This window comes from Achromobacter xylosoxidans (assembly GCF_014490035.1).
Taxonomy (GTDB): Bacteria; Pseudomonadota; Gammaproteobacteria; order Burkholderiales; family Burkholderiaceae_B; genus Achromobacter; species Achromobacter bronchisepticus_A.
The window spans coordinates 6,173,044-6,196,427 of record NZ_CP061008.1; the positions used below are offsets into that span (position 1 = coordinate 6,173,044).

Here is a 23,384-nt window from a genome sequence, read left to right on the forward strand (position 1 = left end):
CGGTCATGCAATTTCTGCAGGCACTGATGGACGGCATTCTGCTGGGCGGGGTCTACGCGGTCATCTCCATCGGACTCACGCTCGTCTTCGGCGTGGTGTCCATCGTCAACTTCGCCCAGGCCGAATTCCTGATGGTGGGCATGTTCGTGGCGTACTTCGCCTGGAAGCTGCTCGGCCTGGACCCCCTGCTGGGGTCGCTGCTGTCGTTCGCGGTGGCCTTTGCGCTGGGCGTGCTGACGCAGAAGTACCTGATCAACCGGGTACTGAAGGCGCCGGCGGTCGCGCAGATCTTCCTGACGGTGGGCCTGCTCATCGTCATGGAGAACCTGGCGCTGATCCTGTTCGGATCCGAGTTCCGCTCGGTACAGACGCCCTACCAGATGACCGCGCTGGCCGTGGGCCCCATCCTGCTCAGCGCCCCCTACCTGCTGGCCTTCGCGGTCGCGTCGGTGGCGGGCCTGGCCCTGTGGTGGGTCCTGAAGAAAACCTGGTGGGGCATGGCGGTGCGGGCCACCGCCCAGGATCCCATGGCCGCCAGGCTGTCCGGCATCTCCACCCACCGCGTGCACCAACTGGCTTTCGGGCTGGGCGTGGGCATGACGGCGCTGGGCGGCGGCATCATCCTGCCCTACTTGACCGCCTCGACCACCGTCGGCGCGCAGTTCAGCGTGCTGATGTTCACGGCGGTGGTGCTGGACGGGCTGGGCAGCGTGATAGGCGCGGTAGTGGGCGGCGTGGCGGTCGGCGTGATCCAGTCGCTGTCGTCGCTGGTGCTGCCGATGCAGCTGCAGAACCTGGCGCTGTTCGCCATCTTCATCCTGGTGCTGGCCGTGCGCCCGGAAGGTCTTCTGAAAAGGGCGGGCTGATGACCAAGAACCGACAACTCCTGCTGTGGGCGCTGCCGCTGGCGGCCGCCCTGATCGTGCCGTGGCTGATGGAAGACCAGGGCTACGGTATCCGCGTGCTGACGCTGGTGCTGCTGTTTGCCGCCATGGGCCAGTCCTGGAACATCGTGGGCGGCCTGGCCAACCAGATCTCGCTGGGCCATGCGGCCTTCTTCGGACTAGGCGCCTACACCTCGACCCTGCTGCTCATGCGCTACGGGATCTCGCCCTGGCTGGGCATCGTCGCCGCCATGGCGGTGGCCGCGGCCGCGGGCGCGCTGCTCAGCCTGCCCACCATGCGGCTGCGCGGACATTACTTCGCGCTGGCCACGCTGGCCTTCGGCGAAGTGCTGCGCGCCATCGCCAACACCTGGGCCTCCGTAACGGGCGGGCCGGTCGGCGTGTCCATCCCGTTCTCGGAAGGACTGGCCCAGATGCAGTTCAAGTCCAGCATCCCCTACTACTACCTGATGCTGGCGGCCGCGGTGATTACCTCGATCGTGTTCGCGCTGATCAGCCATTCGCGCCTGGGCTACCGCCTGCGCGCGGTCAAGGCCAACCCGCAGGCCGCCGAAGTCATCGGCGTCGACACCGCCCGCACCCGCATCCTTGCCGCCGTCATCTCGGCCGCGCTGATGGGCGCCTGCGGCACGCTGTACGCGCAGTTCATCTACTTCTTCGACCCGGACACGGTCTTCTCGCTGGTCGGCATCTCGGTGCGCGTGGCGCTGATCTGCATCATCGGCGGCGTGGGCACGGTAGCCGGCCCGCTGATCGGCGCGCTGGTCATCATCCCGCTGGAAGAGACGTTCAACGACTGGCTGTCGGGCCACACCGCGGGCGTATCGCAGCTGGCCTTCGGGCTGATCCTGATCGCCATCATCCTGATCGAGCCGCGCGGCCTGTCGGCGCTGTGGACCCGGCTGCGCAACCTGACGCGAGGCCAGCATGCCTGACATCCTCAAGGTCTCACGCATCCAGCGCCGCTTCGGCGGCCTGAAAGCCGTGGACGACGTGTCGTTCACCGTGGCCCGCGGCGACATCCTGGGCCTCATCGGCCCCAATGGCGCCGGCAAGACCACCCTGTTCAACCTGCTGGTCGGGCTGTACCGCGGCAATGGCGGCAGCATCGAACTGGAAGGGCGCGACATCAGCGGCCTGCGGCCCCACCAGATCGCGGCGCTGGGCATGACCAAGACCTTCCAGAACGTGGCGCTGTTTCCCGAGATGACGGTGCTGGACAACGTCCTGGTCGGCGGGCTGCTGCGCCACGACGTCGGCCGGGCGCGCCGGCTTGCGCTGGAAAATCTCGACCGCGTCGGCCTGTCCGGCATCGCCGCCAAGCCCGCCGGCGAACTGTCGTTTCCCGAGCAGGCGCGGGTGGAACTGGCGCGCGCGCTGTGCACCGACCCCAAGGTATTCCTGCTGGACGAGGTCATGGCGGCGCTGAACGAATCCGAGATGGACGCCCTGCTGGACCTGATCCGCACCCTGCGCGACGAGTCCGGCATCACCTTCATCGTGGTGGAACACCATATGCGCGCCATCATGCGCCTGTGCAACCGGATCCTGGTGCTGTCGTTCGGCCAGAAGATCGCCGAGGGCAGCCCGGCGCAGATCGCGGCCGATCCCACGGTGATCGAGGTCTACCTGGGCAAGTCGCTGGAGCAGCTGGAGGTGCCGGCATGAGCCTGTTGCAGATCCAGGGGCTGACCGCCGCCTACGACCGCAGCCCGGTGCTGCGCGACATCACGCTGGACGTGCCCGCGGGCGGCTTCGTCGCCGTGGTCGGCGCCAACACGGCTGGCAAGAGCACGCTGCTGCGCTGCATCTCCGGCCTGCTCGACAAGGTCGGCGGCAGTGTCAGGTTCGACGGGCAGGAGATCCTGCGCCTGGCGCCGCACCGCGTCCCCGAGCTAGGCATCGCCCACGTGCCGGAAGGCCGTCACGTCTTTCCGGAAATGACGGTCGAGGAAAACCTGTACCTGGGCGGCTACACCCGCCGCCGCGACATGGCGGCGGTCAGGCGCGGCTGCGAGCGGATCTACGCGCTGTTTCCACGGTTGCGGGAACGGCGCCGCCAGCAGGCCGGCACGCTGTCCGGCGGCGAGCAGCAGATGGTGGCCTTCGGCCGCGCCTTGATGCTGGAGCCGCGGCTGTTGCTGCTGGACGAGCCCAGCCACGGCCTGGCACCCAAAATCGTCGAGGAGATGCACCAGGCCATGATAGACATCCACCGCAGCGGCCTGACCATCTTGCTGGTGGAGCAGAACACGCGCCTGGCGCTATCGGTGGCCGAGTACGCGTACGTGCTGCAGTCGGGTTCCCTGGTGCTGTCCGGCCCCAGCGCCGAACTGCTGGAAGACGGCCGCGTGCGGGCGGCCTACCTCGGTTTGTAGCCATGGCCCGCCGACGGGATATATTGCGTCTTTACGTAGACACGGCGGTTCGCCGCGGCGCGGCCATGAGCCTGCGCCGGCGCGCCGGCCCGCCGCCAGCTTAAGCGAGAGACAGCCATGGCCAGCCCGACAGGCGCGGTATTCGAAAAACCCGGCACCCTGCGCACCCGCGTGGAGGAATTCCTGCGCGCGTCCATCATGGACGGACGGATCAAGGGCGGAGAACGCCTGCGCGAACAGGAACTGTGCGATCAGCTCGGCATCAGCCGCAGCACGCTGCGCGAGGCGCTGCGCACCCTGGAGGCCGAGCGCCTGATTTCCATCGAACCGCACCGCGGCCCCACCGTGGTGCGCATCACCGAAAAAGCGGCCCGCGACCTCTATGCCCTGCGCGCCCTGCTGGAAGGCTACGCCGCGCATGAATTCGCCAGGCTGGCAAGCGATGCCGACGTCGAACGCCTGCGCAAGGCGGTGGACGCCCTGCACCGCCAGGCCAAGGGCAGCAACAAGGCGGCCCTGCTGGCGGCCAAGCGCGACTTCTACGATGTGCTGCTGAGCGGCTGCGACAACGACCTGGTCAAGGACATGCTGCCGGGCCTGCTGTCGCGCATCAATCTGCTGCGCGCCACCTCGTTCGCGCGCGCCGACCGCCTGCCGGAAAGCATGGCCGAAATCGACCTGATCTTCGAGCGCATCCGGGCTCGGGATCCGCAAGGCGCGCAAAGCGCGGCGCAGAGCCATATCGTGAACGCGGAACGCACCGCGCTCGAAGTGCTCAAGCGCCAGCAACAGGAGACATCCGACAGTGAAGGCGATCGTCCAGAAACTAAAGGCCGGGGCAGCCCTGGCTCAGCAGGATAGCGAATTCATCCTGGCCGCGCGCGGCCTGCCCTGCGCCATCTGGCTGCAAGCAGGACCCGCTCCCGATGAAAGAATCGCGGCCTGGGCAGGCCAGCCCGCCGCCCCCTCGCAATGCATTGTCGTCAGCGCGCCGCCCGAAACCTGGCACAAGCTGCTCAGCGACACCCCGCCCCCGGGCTACCACTCCTTCACCGCGGCCCGCCGCCAGGCGCAAGGCCTGCGCGTCAGCGGCGACGCGCTGGCCGTCGCCCAGGCCCTGCACCCGCTGGAACGGCTGTTCGAGATCCTGCGCGGCCAGCTCGCCGCCACTCCCGAATGGCTGGACCGCAGCCCGATTTCCGGCGCCTACGCCACCCTCGATATCGGCCCGGCCCGGACCTCTCTCTACTATGAAACCAGCGGCCTCGACGCCGGCCCCCCACTGCTGATGCTGCACACGGCGGGCGCGGACTCCCGCCAGTACCATGCGCTGATGGCCGATCCCGAACTGCGACGGCAATGGCGCATGATCGCCTTCGATATGCCCGGGCACGGGCGCAGCATGCCCCTGTCCGACCAGGCCTGGACCGCTGAAGGTCTCACGCGCGACGCCTATCTGCAGACCTGCCTGGCGGTGATCCGCCAGATCGCGGGCGCGCCGGCGGCGCTGCTGGGCTGCTCGATGGGCGCGGCGATGGCGCTGGTGGTCGCGGCAAGCAGCCCCGCCGACGTGGCCGGCGTGGTCGCGCTGGAGGCTCCTTATAAGGCCGCTGGACGGCGCACCCCCATGCTGTGCCACCCCCAGGTCAACCAGGCGGCGCACAACCCCGCCTACGTGCGCGGCCTGATGGGACCGGCTTCCACCCTGCAGGCGCGGCGCGACGCGGCCTGGATCTACTCGCAGGGCGGCTTCAATGTCTATGCCAACGATCTCTGGTTCTACAGCGAAGATTTCAACGCCGCCGAGCACCTGGCCGGCCTCAACGCCGATGCCTTCGGCATATCGCTGCTGACTGGCGCCTACGATTATTCGGCCAGCCCCGAGGATTCCCGCCGGGTCGCGGCCCTGATTCCCGGCGCGCGCTTTCAGGCCATGCCAGAACTGGGACATTTCCCCATGGTCGAGAACCCGCAACGCCTCATGGACTATCTGCGGCCCGAGCTGGACCGCCTGCGCAATCACGGAGCCATCGCATGACGCTGCCCAACTACGAGGTCTACGCCCTGCGCTACGCCACGGTGGCGCGGCAGCGCAGCCAGAACTTCATCACGCCGCCCGACCCGCACGACGGCCCCATGCCGATGGACTATTTCGTCTGGGTCATCCGCGACGGCGCGCGCGCCTACCTGGTGGACACGGGATTCAATGAAGAGGCTGCGCGCGCCCGTGGCCGCGAGTTCCTGCGCTGCCCAATAGAGGCGCTGGCGAAACTTGGCATCGCGCCCGCCGACATCCGCGACGTCATCGTCACGCATCTGCACTACGACCACGCCGGCAACATCCGCAAGCTGCCGCAAGCCCGTCTGCATCTGCAGGAAAGCGAGCTGCATTACGCCTGCGGCTGCAATATGCGCTTCGACATGCTGCGCCACGCCTATGCGGTGGAAGACGTGGTGGACGTGGTGCGGGGCGTGTACGACAAGCGCGTGGCCTTCTACCACGGCCACGACGAGATCGCGCCCGGCCTGCAGTTGCTGCACATCGGCGGCCACACCCGCGGGCTGCAGGCGGTGCGCGTGCACACCGCGCGCGGCTGGATGGTGCTGGCCTCCGACGCCAGCCACTACTACGACAACATGGGCCGCGATGCGCCCTTTCCCATCGTCGACAACGTGGCCGACATGCTGGCGGGCTACGAGATCCTGCTGAAATTCGCGGAATCGCCCGACCACATCGTGCCAGGACACGATCCTCTGGTCAGGACGCGGTATCCGGGCCTGAGCGGCGCGGATACCGAAGTGGTGGCGCTGCACCTGGGCCACGGCGCGCGCCCCTGAATGCTGGCGTTTCGCGCCAGCGGCGCGGCATCACAAGCCCAGCGGCCGGATCGCCTCGTCCACGTCTTCCGCCGACATGTCCTGCACGATGAGGACCATGGCGCCCGCCCGCTGCGCGCCATCCGCTCCTTCCACAGGCTCGGGCACCGAGAAGACATGGCGCACGCCGTGGACGGCCCGCAGGGTCCCGTCCGTCCAGAGCAAGAGCCCCTTCGCACGCAATAGCCGGTCGCCGACCTGGCGCTGCATGTGCCGGGTCCAGCGCGCATAGTCCTCCCAACCCACCGGCCGGCTCTGGGTAAAGGCGTAGGACACGATGCCGTAGCGCAACACGTGCGCCAGCGGCCCCGCGGTTGGCGCCGCGTGCAGCGCCGCAACATCCAGATGCTCGGCGCGCAGTCCGTCGAACAGCGCGGGCGCGTCCCCATCCACGGTGTCCGGCGACACGGGGCGAATGGGCGCGCTGGCGTTGTAGCCGCGCAGCGCAACGCGCAGTGCGCCCACGGCGGCCTCATCGGCCAGATCGGTCTTGGTCAGCGCGATGCGGTCGGCGATGGCGATCTGGGTGCTGGCTTCGCGGTAGGCGTCCAGCGTCGGCAGGCCATGCAGCGCGTCCGCCGTCGCCACCACGCCGCCGAAGCGGTAGTGGCGGGCAATGAGCGGATCCGCCGCCAGCGTGTTGATGACCGGACAGGGATCCGCCAGCCCCGAGGTTTCCACCACCACCCGCGTAAACGCGGGGATCTCGCCGCGCTGGCGCCGGTAATAGAGCGACTCCAGCGTATCCTGCAGCGAACTGGTCGCCGCGCAGCACAGGCAGCCGGAATCCAGCAGCACCACGTCGGTATCGTCGGCGCGGCCCACCAGCATGTGGTCCAGGCCGATCTCGCCAAACTCGTTGATGACCACCGCCGTGTCGGCAAAGCGCGGGCTGCGCACCAGGCGCGACAGCAGCGTGGTCTTGCCGCTGCCCAGGAAGCCCGTCAGCAGGTAGACCGGCAACGGTCCGGCGGTCGTGGGCATGGGCAGCTCAGGCCTGTTCCGCGGCGGGCGCGGGCAGGTTGCGCAGATAGTCCTGCACTTCGCGCGACGGAATCACGTCGGCGTACTTGCAGTTCAGGTCGAACAGGCTCATCGCGTGGCTGGCCTGGAAGCGGTCGAACGCAGCCTCTTCGGGAATGATGACCTTGAAGTTGTACGAGTAGGCATCCACCGTGGTGGCGCGCAGGCATCCCGAAGACGTGCAGCCCACCAGGATGAGGGTGTCCACGTCCAGGAAGTTCAGGTGGCTCATGAAGATGGTGCCGAAGAAGCAGGACGGCTTCTGCTTGGTGATGCGGATGTCCTGCGGCCGCGGCGCCAGCGGCTCCACGGTCTGCGTGGCGTGGGTATTGGCGAGCACGGTCTTCTCGCCGCCGCGATGGTTCTTGCCCACTTGCACGCCGCTGTCCAGCAGATCGGCGCGGCGGCCGCTTTCGGTATAGAAGACCGGTATGTTCTTGTCGCGCGCCAGCTCCAGCAGCGGCACGATGTGCGCCACCGCGTCCCAGGCCTCGCGGCCGCAATGGGTGCGGTACTGCTTCAGTCCTTCCAGGATGTCCTGGGGCGTGTCGCCGCAGAAGTTGTACTGCACGTCGATGATGAACAGGGCCGGACGTTTGCCGAAGCCGCCGCGCTTGCCATAGCCGGCCTGCGCCAGCACCTGCTTGTCGCGCTCGGTCAGAAAATCGTCCCAGATTCGCTTGGTTTCGCTCATGGTAATGCCTGCCAGAAAGAGAGTAGGTTCAGTTCAAAGACGCTTGAGATAGCGGCCGCCCGGATTGCTGCGCGCGGCGTCGGTAATGCGGCCGTCCAGCGCCACGGTGCGCCCGCGCACCAACGTGCGCACGGGCCAACCCTTCAGGGTCATGCCCTCGTAGGGCGAGTAATCGGAATTGGATTCGAGCGCAGCGGGATCGACGGTGCGCTCCAGGTCCGGATCCACCAGCACCAGGTCGGCATCCTTGCCGATCTCGATGCTGCCCTTGGCCGGCATGCGATAGATGCGGGCGGAGTTCTCCGTGCCGACCTTCATCAGCGTTTCCAGCGGCACGCCACGGCGGTGATAGCCCTCGTGCAGCAAAATCGGCAGCATCAGGCCGGTGCCGGGAAAACCGTTGCTGGCCGCCCAGATGTCGGTGTCCTTGGTGGCGCGCTTGCGCGGCACATGGTCGGTGCCGATGGTGGTGATGGAACCGTCCAGCACGCCCTCCCACATCGCGTCCACATCGGCCTGGCCGCGCACCGGCGGATTGACCTTGGCATAAGTCCCGGCGGGCGATTCGTCATTCAGGAACAGGTAGTGCGGGCAGGTCTCGACGTAGATCGGCGGCGCGTCGGGCGTGCGGCGGTGGCGCCGCGCCTCGTCCAGCGCCTCGCGGCTGCTCAGGTGCACGATGTTGACCGCGGCGCCGGTCTTGGATGCGAAGTAGCAGACGCGGTGCACGTTCTCCGCTTCCAGGAAGTCCGGGCTCTGTTCGTTCCAGGCCTTCAGGTCGTCGCGGCCGGCGGCGCGCAGCGGGTCCCGCAGGACCGGAATCACTTCTACGTTTTCACAATGCACGCCCATGATCGCGCCCGGGATCGCCGCGGTGGCGCGCAGCGCTGAATACAGCAGACCGTCGTCGATATCGGTAAAGCCCTTGGACAGCCCTGCAGCGCCCTTGTACATCATGTAGAGCTTGTAGGAATTGACGTTGAAGCGGCGCGAGATTTCCTCCAGCGTCTCCACGTGCAGATTGCTGGTGATGCCGAAATGGAAGCCGAAATCCACGCAGCTCTGCGACAAGGCGCGATCGCGCACCTTATCGAAGGATTCGCGGATATCCGCCGAGCGATGAAACGACAGCACGGAGGTGGTGCCGCCCAGGGCGGCGAAGCGCGACTCGGTTTCGAAGTCGGTCTCTGGCGAGCCGAAGCCGAAATGCACGTGCGGATCGATCAGTCCCGGCAGTACCCACAAGCCCTGGCAATCTATGGTCTCACGGGACTCGAACTGCGCGCCCGGCTCGGCAATGATGGCAATCCGGCCGTCGATGACGCCGAGCACGCCTTCGGTCAGCCCCTGCTGAGGCAAGTACAGTCTGGCGTTGGTAAGTAGCAGATCCAGCATGATGTGGTTTTTCCCGATAGATGCGTGTTTTCAGCAATGGGCCGCGTCCGCGGCCTGCGTGTCGTTCAAGAATCCGTTGAGGACGCTGGCGGGGATGCCGCCCTCCGCCATGAGTTTGCGTTCGGCGCGAGTGAGCACCTGGGCATAGGCCTGGAAGACGATGCGGCGCTCGCCGTCTTCGGCGACGACGGTGATGGGCTCGCCCTTGCGCACACCATTAGCCACGTTGTCGAAACGCAGGGTTTCCGCCCCCGTCAGGCCCAACTGGCGCCAACCCTCGCCCGGGGCGAAAGCCAGCGGCAACACCCCCATGCCCACCAGATTCGCCCGGTGGATACGTTCGAACGATTCCGCGATCACGGCGCGCACGCCCAGCAGCGCCGAACCCTTGGCGGCCCAGTCGCGGCTGCTGCCCATGCCGTAGTCCTTGCCGCCCAGGATCACGCTGGCCACACCCTCAGCGCGGTAAGCCTCGGCCGCGTCGACCACCGCCATGCGCTGTCCGCTGGGGAAATGGCGGGTCACGCCGCCCTCCATGTCCGGTACCAGTGCATTCTTGATGCGGATGTTGGCAAAGGTGGCGCGGGTCATCACATGGTGATTGCAGCGGCGCGCCACATAGGTATTGAAATCGCGCGGCGCCACGCCCTTGCCGATCAGGTACGCGCCAGCTGGCGTATCCGTCGGAATCTCACCGCTGGGCGAGATGTGGTCGGTCGTCAGCGAATCGCCGAACGCGGCCAGCACACGGCCGTGCGTCAGGCTGGATTCCAGGTCGGCCAGGGCATCGCGGCCGGGTTCGGTCCTGAAGAATGGCGGCTCGACCAGGTATTGCGATTCCGGGTCCCAGGGAAAGCGCAGCCCCGAGGGTGCCGGCAGGTCGCGCCAGATCGCGCTGTCCAGGCTCGCCGGGTCATAGACCTCGGCGAACAAGACCGGATCCGCGGCCAGCGGCAGCAGGGCCGCGATCTCTTCCTGGCTGGGCCAGACATCGCGCAGATAGATGGGCGCGCCATCGGCGCCCGGCCCCAGCGGTTCGCGTTCGAAGTCCAGGTCTATCCTGCCGGCCAGCGCGTACAGCACCACCATGGCGGGAGAGCCAATGTAGTTGGCGCGCAGCAGCTTGTGAATGCGGCCTTCGAAATTGCGGTTGCCGGACAGCACGGCCGCCGCCACCAGGCCGCCCTCGGTGATGGCATCGGCCGCCGTCGTCTCCAAAGGACCGGACTTGCCGCCGCAAGTGGTGCAGCCGTAGCCGATCACGTGGAAACCTTGCGCCTGCAGGGCTTGCAGCAAGCCGGCGGATTCCAGGTAGCGCGTCACCGCGCGCGAACCCGGCGCCAGCGAACGCTTCACCCAGGCGGGCGGCGTCAGGCCCAGCGCCAGCGCTTTTTTTGCGACCAGGCCGGCGGCCAGCATCACGCCTGGATTGGACGTATTGGTGCAGGAGGTGATGGCCGCCAGCGCCACCGAGCCATGGCCCAGGGAAGCGCGGCTGGGCGGATACGCGACCAACGCGTCGGCGTCCACGCCGAATCCGCCCTCGGCCAGGGGCTGGCCCAGGCGGTGGCGGAAGTCCGCCGCGACCTCGCCCACGTCCATGCGGTCTTGCGGTCGTCGCGGACCCGCCACGCTGGGATGCGCAGCCGACAGGTCGATCTCTATCACCCGGCTATAGACGGGTACGACCTCGCCGGCATCGCGCCACAGGCTGTTGGCGCGGGCATAGGCTTCGATCAGCGCCAGCTGCTCGTCGCTGCGCCCGGTCATGCGGGCATAGTCCAGCGTGCGGGCGTCTATCGGGAAAAAGCCGCAAGTGGCGCCGTACTCGGGCGCCATGTTGGCGATGGTGGCGCGTTCCGGCACGCCGAGCGCCTGTGCCGCAGGGCCGAAGAATTCGACCATGCAGCCCACCACGCCCGCCGCGCGCAACTGCTGCGTGATCAGCAGGGCGGCGTCGGTGGTGAGTGCGGGCGCCTCGATGGCGCCGCGCAGCCGCACCCCCACGACCTCCGGGATCGGAAACGTATAGGCATGCCCCAGCAGGGCCGCCTCGGCGTCGATGCCGCCTACGCCCCAGCCCAACACGCCCAGGGCGTTGACCATCGGCGTGTGCGAGTCGCCGCCGATGACGAAATCGGGATAGGCCCAGTCGCCGTCCGGCCGTGACTGGCGCGCGACCACCGGCGCCAGGTACTCCAGGTTGACCTGATGGATGATGCCGATGCCCGGCGTGATGACCCGCAGTCCCTTGTAGGCCTGTTGCGCCCATTTCAGGAAGCGGTAGCGCTCGTCGTTGCGCTCGAACTCGCGGCGCAGGTTGCGCTGCACCGCGCCCTCATCGCCCCAATGGTCGACCTGCAGGGAATGGTCCACGATCAGGTCCACGGGAATCCGGGTGTCCACCCGCGCCGCGTCCCCGCCCGCCTGGGCCACCGCGTCGCGCAACGCCGCCAGATCCTGCAGCACCGGCAGGCCGCTGGAATCCGGCAGGATCACACGCGCCACGTGCAGCGGCAGGTCGGCGCCGGCATGCTCGCGCCAATCCCAGAGCCTGCCGATCTCTTCGTCGGACACGGCGGCGCCCCAGGCGCGATGACGCAGCAGGTTCTCAAGCAGCACGCGGATGACATAGGGATATGCGTGAATGTCACGCCCCGCGGCTTGGGCCGCGGCGGACAGGTCCGCGTAGCGCAGCGTCCTGCCGCAACAGGAGAAAGACTGGATCATGGCAGCGGTAATCGGGAAAATCTCAACTGAGGCCATCTTACGGCTTACGAAAGAATAGTGTCAACACTATCGCATTATTCAAAATCAGATAGAGACTCATCAAAAACAGTTTTTGCCTTACGCAAGTGAAGTGTAAATAGATGGAGCCTCATCGGAGGCTTAGGGATAACCCCTTACAACATCGGTAAAATAGCCAAAACATCCATGGCGATGCCGCCGATCTGGCATCGATTTCACACCCAAGCCAACTCCAAAAGAGTTGACACTTTTTAAATTCCTTTGATAGGCTGTCAACACTATGAACATCGCCACGACCTCCATCGCCATCAAGGACGACGCCTCCGGCCCGCTGGCCGACGTCGTTTTCGACCAGGTGCTGGACGCGATCTACCAGGGCCGGCTGGCCCCGGGCAGCGTCATCAATGAAGTCGCGCTGGCGCAGGAATTCGGCGTCAGCCGCGGTCCGGTGCGTGAAGCCGTGCGCCGCCTGCAAGGGATCCAGCTGATCACGCGCGAGCCCTACATCAAGGCGCGCGTGGTGACGCTGTCGGCGGAATCCGCGCTGGAACTGTTCCAGATGCGCATGGCACTGGAAGGCGTGGCCTGCAATCTGGCCACCCGCCGCATGAGCGACGAAGAAATCGCGCAGCTGCTGGCCGAGCTGGAACAGGACCGCCAGCGGCGCCTGGCAGCGGCCAATGGCGGCGCCCCCGCGCCGCGGGTCTTCGACTTCCATGAGCGCATCGTGCGGGCCAGCGGCAACAACCGCATCATCAACGCCCTTTGCGGCGACCTCTATCACCTGCTGCGCGTCTACCGCCGGCACTCCGGCACCGTGCTGGAGCGCAAGGACGACGCCTATGCCGAACACTGGCAGATCCTGCGCGCGATCCGCGCACGCGACGCCGAATTGGCGGAATCGCTCATGCGCTCGCACATCGAACGCGCGGCGCAACACCTTTTTGAACATCTGGCGGAAGGGGCGTCCGGCACCGCCGGGCACCCCGTCTCCGCTGCCTGACACTCTTTGGAGCAGTACGACATGCACAACCCGCGCCACCAGTTCCGGCAATTGCTGAAGAACGAACCCTTCATCGTCTCCCCCGGCGTGTACGATGGATACAGCATCCGCCTGGTCGAGGCCGCGGGTTTCAAGACCGCCTGCACCAGCGGTGCGGCAGTGTCCAACGCACTGCTGGGCATCGCCGACATCGGCGTGATGGGCCTGTCGGAAAACGTCACCCACTGCCGTCATCTGGCACGCTCCGTTTCCATTCCCCTCACGGCTGACGCCGACACCGGCTACGGCAACCCGGTGAACGTCTACCACACGGTGCAGATGTTCGAGGAAGCCGGCGTCGCCGGCATCAACCTCGAAGACCAGGTCAGCCCCAAGCGCTGCGGCCACATGCCCGGCAAGGACGTGGTGAGCGAAGCGGAAATGGTCAAGAAGATCGAAGCCGCCTGCCTGGCGCGGCGCGACGATGACTTCGTCATCATCGCCCGCACCGACTCGCTCGCGATCGAGGGCATCGAAGGCGCGGTCAAGCGCGCCCGCGCCTACGCTCAGGCCGGCGCCGACATGCTGTTCCCAGACGCCGTGCGCACCGAGGACGACATCAAGCGCCTGGTGGACGCCGCCGGCATTCCGGTCAGCATCAACATGGGATTCGGCATCCGCAACCGTCCCACCACGCCGCTGATTCCCCTGCCGCGCCTGAAGGAAATCGGCGTCAAGCGCATCAGCCTGCCGCGCATGCTGCCGGCCGCCGCCATTTACGGCATGCGCCAGGCGCTGCAGGTGATGCAGGGCGTGATCGCCAGCGGCGAGCCGGCCGACCGTCCCGACTTGCTGGTTGGCATCGAAGACATCATGCAATTGATGGGCTACGAGCAGATGCGCGCCATGGAAAAGCGCCTGACGACGCTGGCCGACTGAGCGCATCGCCATGACTGAGCGGAATGCGCAGGCGCATTGCGTCCTGACGGGCGCGTCGTCGGGCATCGGCCTGGCGCTGGCTGAACTGCTGCTCGCGTCCGGCTGGCAGGTGACGGGCGTGGACATCGCGCCGGCGGCAATCAAAGGCCATGGACAGTATCGCCATCTGGTGTGCGATCTGACCGACGCCGCCGCCTTGCGCGGTCTATGCGCGCTGCTGGACGGCTGCGCCCCGACGGCGCTGGCGCATTGCGCCGGCGCCGTGCGCACCGGCGGCGCGCTGGACACGCGCCCGGAAGACGCGGACTGGCTTTGGCAACTGCACGGAGCGGCGCCGATGGCGCTGGTCCGCGCCTTGGCGCCACAACTGCCGGACAGCCGCGGCCGCATCGTGCTGGTGTCCAGCCGCGCCGTGCTGGGCCGCGCGCAGCGCCTGGCCTATGCCGCGACCAAATCCGCCCAGATCGGCCTGGCGCGCAGCCTGGCCGCCGAACTCATCGTGCGCGGCATCACCGTCAACGTCGTCGCGCCCGGCGCGGTCGACACGCCCATGCTGCGCGATCCCAAGCGCGGCGCTCCGCCGCAGGTGGAGCTGCCGCTGGGCCGCCTGATCGACGCGGGCGAAGTCGCCGCGGCCATTGCCTTCTTCCTGGGCGCGCAGGCAGGCGCCGTCACCGGACAGACGCTCTACGTCTGCGGCGGCGCCTCGCTGGGAGCGATGCCGCTATGACGCAGGCGAACGCACCCACGCTGCATGGCAAGGTCGTGATCCTGACCGGCGCGGCCGGCGGATTGGGCCAGGCGATCGCGGCGCAATGCCTGCTTGCCGGCGCCCGCGTGGCCTTGCTGGACCGCGACTCGGAACTGCTCGCGCAAACCCGCCAGACCCTCGCTGCACCTGACACCCAGACGCTGGCGATCGCCTGCGACGTGACGGACGCGCAAGCGACGCGCGAAGCCGTCGAAAAAACGGCCACGCATTGGGGCGCGATCCACGCCCTGGTGAACAACGCCGCCACCGTCACGCCGGGCAACAAGATCGCGGACCTGACGCTGGAGCAATGGCGCCAGGCGCTGGACGTGAACCTGACGGGCGCGTGGCTGATGAGCAGGTGCGCCATCCCCCACATGGCGCAGGCGGGCGGCGGCGTCGTGTTGAACATCGCCTCGCAGCTGGGCAGCGTGGCCGCGCCGGGCCGTGGCGCGTATGGCGCCAGCAAGGCCGGTCTGATCGCGCTGGCGCGCGCCATCGCCGTGGATCACGCGGCCGATGGCATCCGCGCCTTGAGCCTGTCGCCGGGCGCGGTCCTGACCAGCAGGCTGGTCGCGCGCTATGGCAGCGCACAGGCCGCCGGCGCCGCCTTGGCGGCCAAGTACCCAGCCGGACGCCTCGGCACGGCCGAGGAGATCGCACAGACCGCAGTTTTCCTGATCAGCGACGCCGCCTCGTTCATCACGGGCACGGACATACGCGCGGACGGCGGCTACACCGCGCTATAGCTCCGGCCGCCACCATCGACTTCACACAAGACTTACATCACACAGCAAGGGGTAGAACCATGAAGCACATCACCACCACCTCCGCAACGCACGGACGCCCGGCGCGTCCGGCCCTGCGCCGCAGCATGCTGGCGCTGCTTGCCGGTGCCTTCGGGCTGGCCGCCGCCCCCGTCTTTGCGCAGGGCACGGACAACTTTCCCAACCGCGCGGTCACCATCGTCGTACCCTTCCCGGCCGGCGGCGCCACCGACATCACCGCTCGCCTGGTGGCCGAAGGCCTGTCCAAGAAGTGGGGACAACCCGTGGTGGTGGAAAACAAGCCCGGCGCAGGCGGCAACGTCGGTTCGGAATACGTGGCGCGCGCCGCGCCCGACGGCTACACCCTGGTGCTGGGCGTGACGGGTTCGCACGGCATCAATACGTCGCTCTACAAGAACATGCGCTATGACCCGGTCAAGGATTTCGAGGCCATCACGCAGGCAACGCTGTATCCCAATGCCATCATCGTCAACAACGATGTGCCGGCCAACAATCTCCAGGAACTCATCGCGCTGTTGAAAAAGCCCGATGCGCACTACTCGTACGGCTCGGACGGCAACGGCACGGCATCGCACCTGGGCATGGAGCTGATCAAGAACCAGGGCAAGTTCGAGATTTCCCACATTCCGTACCGCGGCAGCGCGCCGATGGTGACCGACCTGCTGGGCGGCCAGATCCAGGTAGGCGTCACCGGCCTGCCCGCGGTGCAGGCCTATGCCAAGAGCGGCAAGCTGAAGATCGTGGCGCTGACCACGGCGGGACGCTTCGCCAGCGCGCCCGACTATCCCACGGTGGCCGAACAAGGCTTCCCCGGCTACGCCGCTCCGCCCTGGTCGGGCTTCTTCGCCCCCAAGGGTACGCCCAAGCCGCTGGTGGAGAAGATCTCGGCGGACATGCGCGAAGTCATGGCGGATCCCAAGACCAAGGAGAAGCTCGCCGCTTCCGGCAGTGAATTCACGCCTTCCACGCCCGAACAGTTCCAGGCTTTTGTGCAGCAGGAAATCGCGAAGTGGGCCGAGGCCGTCAAGATCTCCGGCGCGCGCATCGACTAAGGCGGCATGCACGACGCCAGCGCCGCAGCTGCGGCGCTGGCGTGATGCGCATCAGTTGTAGCGGAACGTGGCGGTCAGCATCGCCGAACGGCCGGGCGCCACGTAGCTGAACAGGCCCACGTGCGAAGCCTCGTAGATGGTCTCGTCGGTCAGGTTGTTCAGGTTCAGCTGCAGGCCGAAGTTCTTGTTGAACTGATAGGCCGCCATCGCGTCGTAGCGCCAGTAGGACGGCAGCTGATAGACGTTGGCATCGTCCACATAGCGCTTGCCCGTGTAGGTGGCGCCCGCGCCCACCGTCAGCTCCGGCAGGAACTTGTAGGTGGTCCACAGGCTGGCGCTCTGGCGGGCAATGAACTTCATCTGATTGCCGCTGTAGTCGGTGCCGCCGCTCTGGTAGCTGGTGACCTTGGGGTCCATGTAGCTGTAGCCGCCCCAGACCTGCCACTTGGGCGTGATGGATCCCGCCACGCCCAGCTCGATGCCGCGCACGCGGTTGCTGCCGGACAGCGTCACATCGCCCGTGATGGGATCGGAGCTGCGGGCATCGGTCTTGCGGGTTTCGAACACCGCCGCCGTCAGCGACAGGCGCTCGTCGAACACGTCCCACTTGGTGCCCAGCTCGATGCTGCGGCTCTTTTCAGGCGCCAACGCCGCGGTGCCCGCGGTCAGGCGGCCGCCTGCCGCGCCGTCCGCGCCGCCGGACTGGCCCGCCGTTTCACCGGACGGGTTGGACGAGGTGCCGTAGGACACGTAGATGCTGCCGTTGGGCGCGGGCTTGTAGACCAGACCCAGCTGGTAGTTCCACATGTTGTCGGTGCGCTCGACGTTGCCGCTGGTCACGCGGTAGTTGTCATAGCGCAGGCCGGCGTTGGCTTCCCATTGCTCGCTGAACTTGACCGTGTCGAACACGTAGGCCGCGCGCGTAATGGTCTTGGCGGCGTCGTAGCGCGGCCCCCAGCGCAGGCTGCCGGTATACGGCTGGCGGGGATTGGGGTTGTACAGGTCGTCCTGCAGGGTCTTGTCGAAGCCGCCCGAGGGCACGCCGTCGCGCTTGCTGATCGTCTCGGTGCTGAACTCCAGGCCGGCCACATAGCTGTGCCGCAGGCCGCCGGCGGTAAATTCGCCGAACATGTCGGTCTGATTGATGAAGGAGCGGTTGGTCTGGTTCAGGCTGCGCAGCGCCTTGCTCATCTTCACGCCGTCCGCCTCGTTCGAGCACGGCGCCACGCCATAGGCGGGGTTGGGCCTGCCGCCCACGCGCGCCGCGCAATTGTCGAAGGACGGGCGCGTCATCACGTATTCGTTGGTGGACTCGCTATAGCGCGTGCCGTTGCGCAGTTTCAGCTTGTCGCTGAACTTGTGCTCGACCATCAGGGTGGTCATGTCGGCCTGGTTCTTGCGGTAGTCGCGGCCGATCAGGCCGTAGTAGTTGTTGCGGTCCACCTTGGGCGGCGTGCCGCGGTCCGGGCGCGACTCGTTCTTGAACGGAATGCCCAGGTCGGGCGTGTCGTCGTTCTGCAGATGGTAGTAGCTGAGCGTGACTTGCGTCGGCGTGCCCAGCCCCCACGAGAACGAGGGCGCCACGCCCCAGCGGTCGGTCTCGACGTGGTCGCGGCCCGGGATGTCGCCGCCCTGCTTCATGAAATTCAGGCGGAATGCCGAGCTTTCGCCCAGCGCCCAGTTACCGTCGCCGGTCAGGCGCCAGTTGTCGTCGGTGCCCACGCCGACGGTGCCTTCCGCGAAGTTCTCCAGCTTGGGGCTCTTGCTGACCAGGTTGATGCTGCCGCCGGTCGAACCGCGGCCGGAATAGGCGGAACTTGGCCCCTTCAGGATCTCGACCGACTCCAGGTTGAAGGTCTCGTGCGAGAAACGGCCCAGGTCGCGCATGCCGTCGACCATCATGTCGGTACTCGCTTCGTAGCCGCGCACGAAGGGCCGGTCGCCGGTGGGCGTGCCGCCCTCGCCGGCGCCGAAGGTAATGCCCGGGGCGGTGCGCAACACATCCATGAGCGAAGTCGCGGCGCGGTCGCGCATCAGCTGTTCGGTGATCACGGTGACCGAACGCGGCGTGTCCAGCAGGGGCGCCGTCATCTTGGGCGACGAGGCGATGTTGGCTTCGTAGCCATCGCTGACCGCTTGCCCCTGCACGTGCACCGGCGACAGTTCGTGCACGGCGCCTGGCGCCACGCTGCCCTGCGCCAGGGCCAGGCCCGGCGACATCAGCGCGCCGCACACCGCGGCATAGATGGAGGTCGAAGTGTTCCCACCGGCCTTGGCATAGGCCGTCGATGTATCTGCTTTGTTCATTGGACTCTGTCAGAAACCGCCCCGCGGCGGCTGCGCTATCAGCGCGGTCTTGGTTTTTTAAGAGTGCCAATGATATTCATTCTTATTTTTACATTCAACAAATAGTCAGGATTTATTCAGAAAATTGTCAATTTTGTGGAATTTGGCAGGATCAAAAGACCATAATGCGGCGCGATAGCAACAATCCGTGCGCATCAATCTGTTCACAGCACGCTCGCATTGGCGCTCATCCTCAGGCTTTGCGCATGAAAAAAGCCCCTTTCTCCAGAGATCGAATCCTCTGGGGAAAGGGGCTGGACAGACTCCCAGCCACGCGTCGCCCAACCTTACAGCGAGTACCGGTACTCGCAGTTGAGGGTGGCCTTCAGCGGCGTATCGGCCTGCACGCCCGACACGCTGCGCGGCCGCGGCGCCATCAGCTTGGCCTGAAACTTGCCGGCGGCGTCGCCATTGCTTTCCCGCTTCACCGTCAGGCTGGACGGCATGGCGTACAGCGTGAGCGGCTGGCCCTGGGCCGCGATCACCAGCGTGAATACGGACTGCGGAAAGTCCGCCACCACGAAACCCTGGGTCGCATCCGAGTCGAACGTCAGGCTGCCGTCCGCGTAGCTCAGCTTCAGCTTCATTTCCTCGGACGATGGTGATGGGATCGCGCCTTCCAGTTTGACCTTGCCGCTTTCGGATACGCAGTTCAATTCGGCGGGTGCAGATCCCGCATGGACAACGCCGCTCAACGACAAGCAGGCCGCAAACCAAATTCCTCGCACCGCCATGAGACTCTCCTTCGTGGGACCCGGTCTTGATCCGGGATCATTACGCAGCATCAGTGCGCGCTTTCGTCCGCCGGCTTCAGCACGCCGGCTTCCCGCAGCGTCTCGGCGGCGCTATGGCGGATCGCCGACAGGCAACGCGCGACGATGCCGCGCAGCAAGGCCTCCGAGGGCAGCGCGTCGGGTGCCGCCACAAAGCTCTCGATCGCAGCCGAAACGCGGTTCGTCACCGGGTCTCCGCTACCCTGCGTGATGTACAGCTTCACCGCCTTGCAGCGGTTGTTGACCGTATTGATGATCTCCAGCAGCTCGGCGCGGCCCAGGCCTATGTCGGCCGCATCCACAAAAGACGGATAGACCAGGCGCAGAAACTCCGGATCGTCGGCGGTCAGGCTGAAATACAGGGTGCCCAGTTCGGGATGGCGGAACAGGACATCGCCCTCTTCGTCGACCCGGGCGACCAGGCCCAACTCTTCCTGAACCACATGTTGGTAAAGCGCGGCAAGCGGCGTCGCGCCGGCAGTGATGTTCGACATGTTTCGACTCTCTTCGTATGGATCGCACGGCGGATGCCGCGCTGAACCTTGCGCCGCGAAGCATAGCGCCCATTGCGTGCTCGCGCTGGTCAGATTTGCGCCAGAGATCAGCCCGCGATACATGCGCTAGGATGTAGGAACCCGCCCGAGCCCTCAAATGGGGCCAGGCCAGGATGTCCATCAGAAGGAGCTTGCCATGCCATCAATGAGACAACTCGCCCGCGCGGCCGCGCTTGCGCTGCTGCTGCCCTGCGCGGCCTACGCGGAAACGGTCGTGCTGCAGGTGGCGCGGGCCACTGCCGGCGCCGACCCGCAAACCTCCGCCAGGACAGTGGACGTCGAGCTGAAACCCGAAAGCCGCCAGGCCCTGGCCGACTTCACCCGCGACCGCGTGGGCAAGCGCATCCAGCTGCGTTCAGGCGGCGTATTGCTGTCGTCCGCCACGCTGCAAAGCCCCCTTGAGGGCGACAGCTTCCGCATCACAGCGGGGGAACATGGCTTTGCCGGCAAGTCCGCGGAGGAAATCGCCCAGAGCATCATGAAAAGCGGTGGCCTGACGGTGGACGACGAAAACACCGCGAAATAACCAGCCATCAAGCCTGAGGCGCGCGCAGCCCCAGCGTGGCGGTCAGCGCGGTCCGTCCCGGCTGCGACGCAACCTCCAGCGCGCCCCCTACCCTGGCGATGCGGGTATGCATGCTGCGCATGCCCACGCTGATGCCCGCGCGCAGCACCGCGGCCACGTCAAAGCCGACGCCGTCATCCTCGATGCGCAGTTCGAGGTGGTCGGATTCGGACTGCCGCAGCTCCAGCTCCACGCGCCGGGCGCGGCTGTGCTTGAGCACATTCACCAGCGATTCCTCAACCAGCCGCGTCAACGCCATGCATTGCAGGGCGCTGGGCGGCGTGCGCCATAGTTCCGGCACCCGCCAGGTGGCGCTGATGTCCAGCTCGTCGAACAGCTGCATGAAGCGGTGGCGCAACGGCGCGATCCATTCCCGCGGCGTGGCCGGCACCGTGACGCCCGCGCTGGAACCGCTGTCTATGGTCTGCCGCAGGTCATCGCGCAACAGCTTGAGCATGGAAAGAAACTGCTGGCTGTGCAGCGGTGCGCTGGCCTGCTCCACCACGGCCATCATGCGGACCAAGGAGCCGCCCAGCCCATCGTGCAGATCGTGCGCGATCTGCAGCCGGTCCTGAAGCCGGGCGTTCGTCAGCGCCAACGCATGTTCGCGTTCCAGCGTGGTGGCGAGTTCGGTGCGCGCCTGCTCGATGCCGCTGGCCAGCTCCTGGTTGAAGCGCTCGATGCGGCGCACGCTGCGCGCATGGCGCAGCCCCAGCACCGCGGACATGCATAGCATGACCACCACGCTGGTGAAAGGCGTATAGGTTGTATCGCTGTCGATGAGCCTCAGCACCCGCAGCAGATCGTGGGCGCAGGCTGCAACGAAAACCAGCAGGCAAGCCGCCAGCATGGCGTGCTCGGGTCGGCGGGTACGCCACGCGTGCACCGGGAATTGCAGGCAATTGGCGAAGAAGATCGCGGACACGATCAGCACCACGCCCAGTTGCACCTCCGCCAGATGCCGCTGCGGCACGAAGACCATCGCCGCCAGCAGCACGGCCGCCAGCAGCCACAGCGCCTTCTCGATGCGCGGCACGGACTGCCCGCCAAAGCGCCACGTAAAGACACAGAAGCAGGCAACGTACAGCACCAACACCATGATGTTGGCCCGGGCCGCCGTCAGGCTGTCGGAGAACGGCCAGGGACTGGTCACAAGCACGTTGGCGATGAACAGCACCCAGAACAAGGCCATCAGCGCGTACCAGCCAAAGGCGCGCTGTTCGCGCCGCATGAGCCAGATGAAGAAGCACAAGCCGCCCAGGACGGCCGAGACGATCAGGTTGAGCGTGAACAGCGTGCGGTTGCGCCACCACAGGTCTTCGTACTGCTGCAACACCGTCCACTGCCCGCCCAGATGCACCGGCCCCAGGCCGGGCGTCTGCCCCGCCACGCCGACCACGCGGATCCACAAGGTGTTCTCGCCCGGATGCAGCAAGGCATCGGGAATCACCCAGTAACGCGGCATGTTCCAGCTGCGCGACAGCGGTTCCGTCAGGTGCGGATCGCTCCAGATCCGTTCGTCGTTGATATAGGCCTCGCCCGCCATGACGACGGATTCCAGCGCCAGGGCCACCTGGCCGGGCGCCGCGCCGGCGCAACTGCGCGTCCAACCGATCCGGTACCAGGCGGTGCCGCTATATCCCGGCCAACGGGCGCTCCAATCGTCGGGCAGCTCCACCGCCTGCCATTGCGCCGACTCCGGACGCCGGCCATCGTCGCCGCCCTTGGCGACCTGCACCGACAGTACCTGCGCCGTACAGGCGTCAGCAGGCTGCTGGGCCCACGCCGGCGCCAGCCATAGCGCCAACCACAGGGCGGCCAGCCACTTCAATCGAGCAAGCCGCGCGTGCGCGCCGCGTGTATGGCCCGCGTCCGCGAGGAGACCGCGAGCTTGCGGTAGATGTGCTTGACGTGGCATTCGACGGTGTAGCGCGACAGATGCAGCTCCTCGGCGATCTCGCGGTTTCCCAGTCCCTCGGAGACCAGCCGCAGGATCTGGCTTTCGCGCGGACTCAGGGTTTCGACGGATTCGTCCGCAGCCTCGTCGGCACGTTCGGCCCGTCTGGGGCGCAGTTCTTCGATGATGCGCCTGGCCACGAAGGGATCGATCGGCGCCCCGCCCCGCAGCACGCTGCGGATGGACAGGGACACCTCCAGGTCGTCGCGCTCCTTGAGCACATAGCCCGTGGCGCCCGCGCGCAGCGCGGCAAGAATTGCGTCTTCCGTGCTCCATGCTGAAATCACCAGGATCGCCAGGCTGGAGTCCTCCGCGTGCATCTCGGCGATCAGATCGGTGCCATTGCCGTCGGGCAGGCCCAGGTCGACCAGCGCCAGCGCAAACGGCTGGCTGGCGAGCTGCTCGCGCGCCTGCGCCAGCGTGGCGGCAAACACCAGCGCCTCCGGCGCATAGCCAAGCTGCAGCAGCAGGCCTTCCAGCCGGCGGCAGATCAGGGGTTCGTCCTCCACCAGCAGCACCGGGGCAGGCAGGGTCGACTCGGAAGCAAGCATGTGGGCGGTCATCGGATGAGGGCGGGCGGAATTGCCCAGCCTGAACTATGTCTCAGCCGCGCGAAACCGGATATCCCTGGAAGTTGGTATTTTCACAGGAATTTCG

Annotated in this window: 22 protein-coding genes; 13 read left to right on the forward strand and 9 right to left on the reverse strand. The window is 66.8% G+C overall.

Features of this window, described 5'->3' with window-relative positions; all coding sequences use genetic code 11:
- The first annotated feature begins 5 nt into the window (after window positions 1-5).
- The 7 genes from IAG39_RS28670 (at window position 6) to IAG39_RS28700 (ending at window position 6,121) form a co-directional block, all read left to right on the forward strand.
- Window positions 6-866, forward strand: coding sequence for a branched-chain amino acid ABC transporter permease (locus IAG39_RS28670; RefSeq protein ID WP_118931651.1), 861 nt, complete (start codon window positions 6-8; stop codon window positions 864-866).
- The gene (locus IAG39_RS28675) at window positions 866-1,840 is read left to right on the forward strand and encodes a branched-chain amino acid ABC transporter permease (RefSeq protein WP_118931650.1); all 975 of its coding nucleotides are present in this window, start codon (window positions 866-868) and stop codon (window positions 1,838-1,840) included. The genes IAG39_RS28670 and IAG39_RS28675 overlap by 1 nt, the downstream gene beginning before the upstream one ends.
- Window positions 1,833-2,573 (forward strand): ABC transporter ATP-binding protein, encoded by a 741-nt coding sequence (locus IAG39_RS28680; protein WP_059378085.1) that lies wholly within the window; start codon window positions 1,833-1,835, stop codon window positions 2,571-2,573. Before IAG39_RS28675 ends, IAG39_RS28680 begins: the two co-directional genes overlap by 8 nt.
- Window positions 2,570-3,283, forward strand: a complete 714-nt coding sequence (locus tag IAG39_RS28685) for an ABC transporter ATP-binding protein (protein WP_059378086.1) — start codon at window positions 2,570-2,572, stop codon at window positions 3,281-3,283. The genes IAG39_RS28680 and IAG39_RS28685 overlap by 4 nt, the downstream gene beginning before the upstream one ends.
- A 117-nt stretch (window positions 3,284-3,400) precedes the next feature.
- Window positions 3,401-4,144: a GntR family transcriptional regulator gene (locus IAG39_RS28690; RefSeq protein WP_059378088.1), complete on the forward strand. Its 744-nt coding sequence runs from the start codon at window positions 3,401-3,403 to the stop codon at window positions 4,142-4,144.
- The gene (locus tag IAG39_RS28695) at window positions 4,089-5,321 is read left to right on the forward strand and encodes an alpha/beta fold hydrolase (RefSeq protein ID WP_118931649.1); all 1,233 of its coding nucleotides are present in this window, start codon (window positions 4,089-4,091) and stop codon (window positions 5,319-5,321) included. The genes IAG39_RS28690 and IAG39_RS28695 overlap by 56 nt, the downstream gene beginning before the upstream one ends.
- The gene (locus tag IAG39_RS28700) at window positions 5,318-6,121 is read left to right on the forward strand and encodes an N-acyl homoserine lactonase family protein (RefSeq protein WP_059378094.1); all 804 of its coding nucleotides are present in this window, start codon (window positions 5,318-5,320) and stop codon (window positions 6,119-6,121) included. The genes IAG39_RS28695 and IAG39_RS28700 overlap by 4 nt, the downstream gene beginning before the upstream one ends.
- A gap of 30 nt (window positions 6,122-6,151) precedes the next feature.
- Here the strand turns inward: IAG39_RS28700 and IAG39_RS28705 are convergent, their stop codons facing one another.
- Genes IAG39_RS28705 through acnA form a run of 4 tightly spaced genes read right to left on the reverse strand, consistent with a single transcriptional unit; the run spans window position 6,152 to window position 12,002 of the window.
- Window positions 6,152-7,144, reverse strand: a complete 993-nt coding sequence (locus IAG39_RS28705; protein ID WP_118931648.1) for a CobW family GTP-binding protein — start codon at window positions 7,142-7,144, stop codon at window positions 6,152-6,154.
- 7 nt (window positions 7,145-7,151) lie between these two features.
- Window positions 7,152-7,877, reverse strand: coding sequence for an isochorismatase family protein (locus tag IAG39_RS28710; protein ID WP_059378098.1), 726 nt, complete (start codon window positions 7,875-7,877; stop codon window positions 7,152-7,154).
- A gap of 33 nt (window positions 7,878-7,910) precedes the next feature.
- Complete coding sequence (locus IAG39_RS28715) at window positions 7,911-9,272, reverse strand: dihydroorotase (protein ID WP_059378100.1); 1,362 nt, start codon at window positions 9,270-9,272, stop codon at window positions 7,911-7,913.
- Between the two features lie 30 nt (window positions 9,273-9,302).
- Window positions 9,303-12,002, reverse strand: a complete 2,700-nt coding sequence (acnA, locus tag IAG39_RS28720) for an aconitate hydratase AcnA (protein WP_118931647.1) — start codon at window positions 12,000-12,002, stop codon at window positions 9,303-9,305.
- A 298-nt stretch (window positions 12,003-12,300) separates the two neighbouring features.
- Between acnA and IAG39_RS28725 the strand changes: the two genes are divergently transcribed.
- Genes IAG39_RS28725 through IAG39_RS28745 form a run of 5 tightly spaced genes read left to right on the forward strand, consistent with a single transcriptional unit; the run spans window position 12,301 to window position 16,532 of the window.
- The gene (locus IAG39_RS28725) at window positions 12,301-13,023 is read left to right on the forward strand and encodes a GntR family transcriptional regulator (RefSeq protein WP_118931646.1); all 723 of its coding nucleotides are present in this window, start codon (window positions 12,301-12,303) and stop codon (window positions 13,021-13,023) included.
- Between the two features lie 21 nt (window positions 13,024-13,044).
- Window positions 13,045-13,941 carry an oxaloacetate decarboxylase gene (locus tag IAG39_RS28730; protein WP_059378107.1) on the forward strand — a complete coding sequence of 299 codons (897 nt, stop codon included), beginning with the start codon at window positions 13,045-13,047 and terminating at the stop codon, window positions 13,939-13,941.
- A gap of 10 nt (window positions 13,942-13,951) precedes the next feature.
- The gene (locus IAG39_RS28735) at window positions 13,952-14,671 is read left to right on the forward strand and encodes an SDR family NAD(P)-dependent oxidoreductase (RefSeq protein WP_118931645.1); all 720 of its coding nucleotides are present in this window, start codon (window positions 13,952-13,954) and stop codon (window positions 14,669-14,671) included.
- Entirely contained in the window at window positions 14,668-15,441 is a 774-nt protein-coding gene (locus IAG39_RS28740; RefSeq protein WP_118931644.1) for an SDR family NAD(P)-dependent oxidoreductase, read from the forward strand. Before IAG39_RS28735 ends, IAG39_RS28740 begins: the two co-directional genes overlap by 4 nt.
- A gap of 59 nt (window positions 15,442-15,500) precedes the next feature.
- On the forward strand, window positions 15,501-16,532 hold the full coding sequence (locus tag IAG39_RS28745) for a Bug family tripartite tricarboxylate transporter substrate binding protein (protein WP_118931643.1): 1,032 nt from the start codon (window positions 15,501-15,503) through the stop codon (window positions 16,530-16,532).
- 51 nt (window positions 16,533-16,583) lie between these two features.
- Here IAG39_RS28745 and IAG39_RS28750 read toward each other — a convergent pair whose 3' ends face one another.
- From IAG39_RS28750 to IAG39_RS28760, 3 genes are all read right to left on the reverse strand, one after another.
- Window positions 16,584-18,839, reverse strand: a complete 2,256-nt coding sequence (locus IAG39_RS28750; RefSeq protein ID WP_118931642.1) for a TonB-dependent receptor — start codon at window positions 18,837-18,839, stop codon at window positions 16,584-16,586.
- 326 nt (window positions 18,840-19,165) lie between these two features.
- A complete protein-coding gene (locus tag IAG39_RS28755; protein ID WP_223283298.1) occupies window positions 19,166-19,534 on the reverse strand; it encodes a hypothetical protein in 369 nt (122 codons plus the stop codon).
- Between the two features lie 128 nt (window positions 19,535-19,662).
- Window positions 19,663-20,145, reverse strand: coding sequence for a hypothetical protein (locus IAG39_RS28760; protein WP_059378114.1), 483 nt, complete (start codon window positions 20,143-20,145; stop codon window positions 19,663-19,665).
- 196 nt (window positions 20,146-20,341) lie between these two features.
- Between IAG39_RS28760 and IAG39_RS28765 the strand changes: the two genes are divergently transcribed.
- Entirely contained in the window at window positions 20,342-20,731 is a 390-nt protein-coding gene (locus IAG39_RS28765; protein ID WP_059378115.1) for a SecDF P1 head subdomain-containing protein, read from the forward strand.
- Between the two features lie 7 nt (window positions 20,732-20,738).
- Here the strand turns inward: IAG39_RS28765 and IAG39_RS28770 are convergent, their stop codons facing one another.
- Together IAG39_RS28770 and IAG39_RS28775 are read right to left on the reverse strand one after the other, a co-directional pair.
- A complete protein-coding gene (locus IAG39_RS28770; protein ID WP_118931640.1) occupies window positions 20,739-22,601 on the reverse strand; it encodes a 7TM diverse intracellular signaling domain-containing protein in 1,863 nt (620 codons plus the stop codon).
- The gene (locus IAG39_RS28775) at window positions 22,598-23,290 is read right to left on the reverse strand and encodes a LuxR C-terminal-related transcriptional regulator (protein WP_118931639.1); all 693 of its coding nucleotides are present in this window, start codon (window positions 23,288-23,290) and stop codon (window positions 22,598-22,600) included. The genes IAG39_RS28770 and IAG39_RS28775 overlap by 4 nt, the downstream gene beginning before the upstream one ends.
- Between the last annotated feature and the right edge of the window lie 94 nt (window positions 23,291-23,384).

What these genes read in the sequence shown, in the direction of transcription:
- IAG39_RS28690 (WP_059378088.1), top strand. Translation starts at nt 3,401, where the DNA reads ATGGCCAGCCCGACAGGCGCGGTATTCGAAAAACCCGGCACCCTGCGC.
- IAG39_RS28760 (WP_059378114.1), bottom strand. Translation starts at nt 20,145, where the DNA reads ATGTCGAACATCACTGCCGGCGCGACGCCGCTTGCCGCGCTTTACCAA.
- IAG39_RS28765 (WP_059378115.1), top strand. Translation starts at nt 20,342, where the DNA reads ATGCCATCAATGAGACAACTCGCCCGCGCGGCCGCGCTTGCGCTGCTG.
- IAG39_RS28710 (WP_059378098.1), bottom strand. Translation starts at nt 7,877, where the DNA reads ATGAGCGAAACCAAGCGAATCTGGGACGATTTTCTGACCGAGCGCGAC.
- IAG39_RS28670 (WP_118931651.1), top strand. Translation starts at nt 6, where the DNA reads ATGCAATTTCTGCAGGCACTGATGGACGGCATTCTGCTGGGCGGGGTC.
- acnA (WP_118931647.1), bottom strand. Translation starts at nt 12,002, where the DNA reads ATGATCCAGTCTTTCTCCTGTTGCGGCAGGACGCTGCGCTACGCGGAC.
- IAG39_RS28745 (WP_118931643.1), top strand. Translation starts at nt 15,501, where the DNA reads ATGAAGCACATCACCACCACCTCCGCAACGCACGGACGCCCGGCGCGT.
- IAG39_RS28725 (WP_118931646.1), top strand. Translation starts at nt 12,301, where the DNA reads ATGAACATCGCCACGACCTCCATCGCCATCAAGGACGACGCCTCCGGC.
- IAG39_RS28730 (WP_059378107.1), top strand. Translation starts at nt 13,045, where the DNA reads ATGCACAACCCGCGCCACCAGTTCCGGCAATTGCTGAAGAACGAACCC.
- IAG39_RS28705 (WP_118931648.1), bottom strand. Translation starts at nt 7,144, where the DNA reads ATGCCCACGACCGCCGGACCGTTGCCGGTCTACCTGCTGACGGGCTTC.
- IAG39_RS28735 (WP_118931645.1), top strand. Translation starts at nt 13,952, where the DNA reads ATGACTGAGCGGAATGCGCAGGCGCATTGCGTCCTGACGGGCGCGTCG.
- IAG39_RS28680 (WP_059378085.1), top strand. Translation starts at nt 1,833, where the DNA reads ATGCCTGACATCCTCAAGGTCTCACGCATCCAGCGCCGCTTCGGCGGC.
- IAG39_RS28740 (WP_118931644.1), top strand. Translation starts at nt 14,668, where the DNA reads ATGACGCAGGCGAACGCACCCACGCTGCATGGCAAGGTCGTGATCCTG.
- IAG39_RS28700 (WP_059378094.1), top strand. Translation starts at nt 5,318, where the DNA reads ATGACGCTGCCCAACTACGAGGTCTACGCCCTGCGCTACGCCACGGTG.
- IAG39_RS28675 (WP_118931650.1), top strand. Translation starts at nt 866, where the DNA reads ATGACCAAGAACCGACAACTCCTGCTGTGGGCGCTGCCGCTGGCGGCC.
- IAG39_RS28715 (WP_059378100.1), bottom strand. Translation starts at nt 9,272, where the DNA reads ATGCTGGATCTGCTACTTACCAACGCCAGACTGTACTTGCCTCAGCAG.
- IAG39_RS28685 (WP_059378086.1), top strand. Translation starts at nt 2,570, where the DNA reads ATGAGCCTGTTGCAGATCCAGGGGCTGACCGCCGCCTACGACCGCAGC.
- IAG39_RS28750 (WP_118931642.1), bottom strand. Translation starts at nt 18,839, where the DNA reads ATGAACAAAGCAGATACATCGACGGCCTATGCCAAGGCCGGTGGGAAC.
- IAG39_RS28775 (WP_118931639.1), bottom strand. Translation starts at nt 23,290, where the DNA reads ATGACCGCCCACATGCTTGCTTCCGAGTCGACCCTGCCTGCCCCGGTG.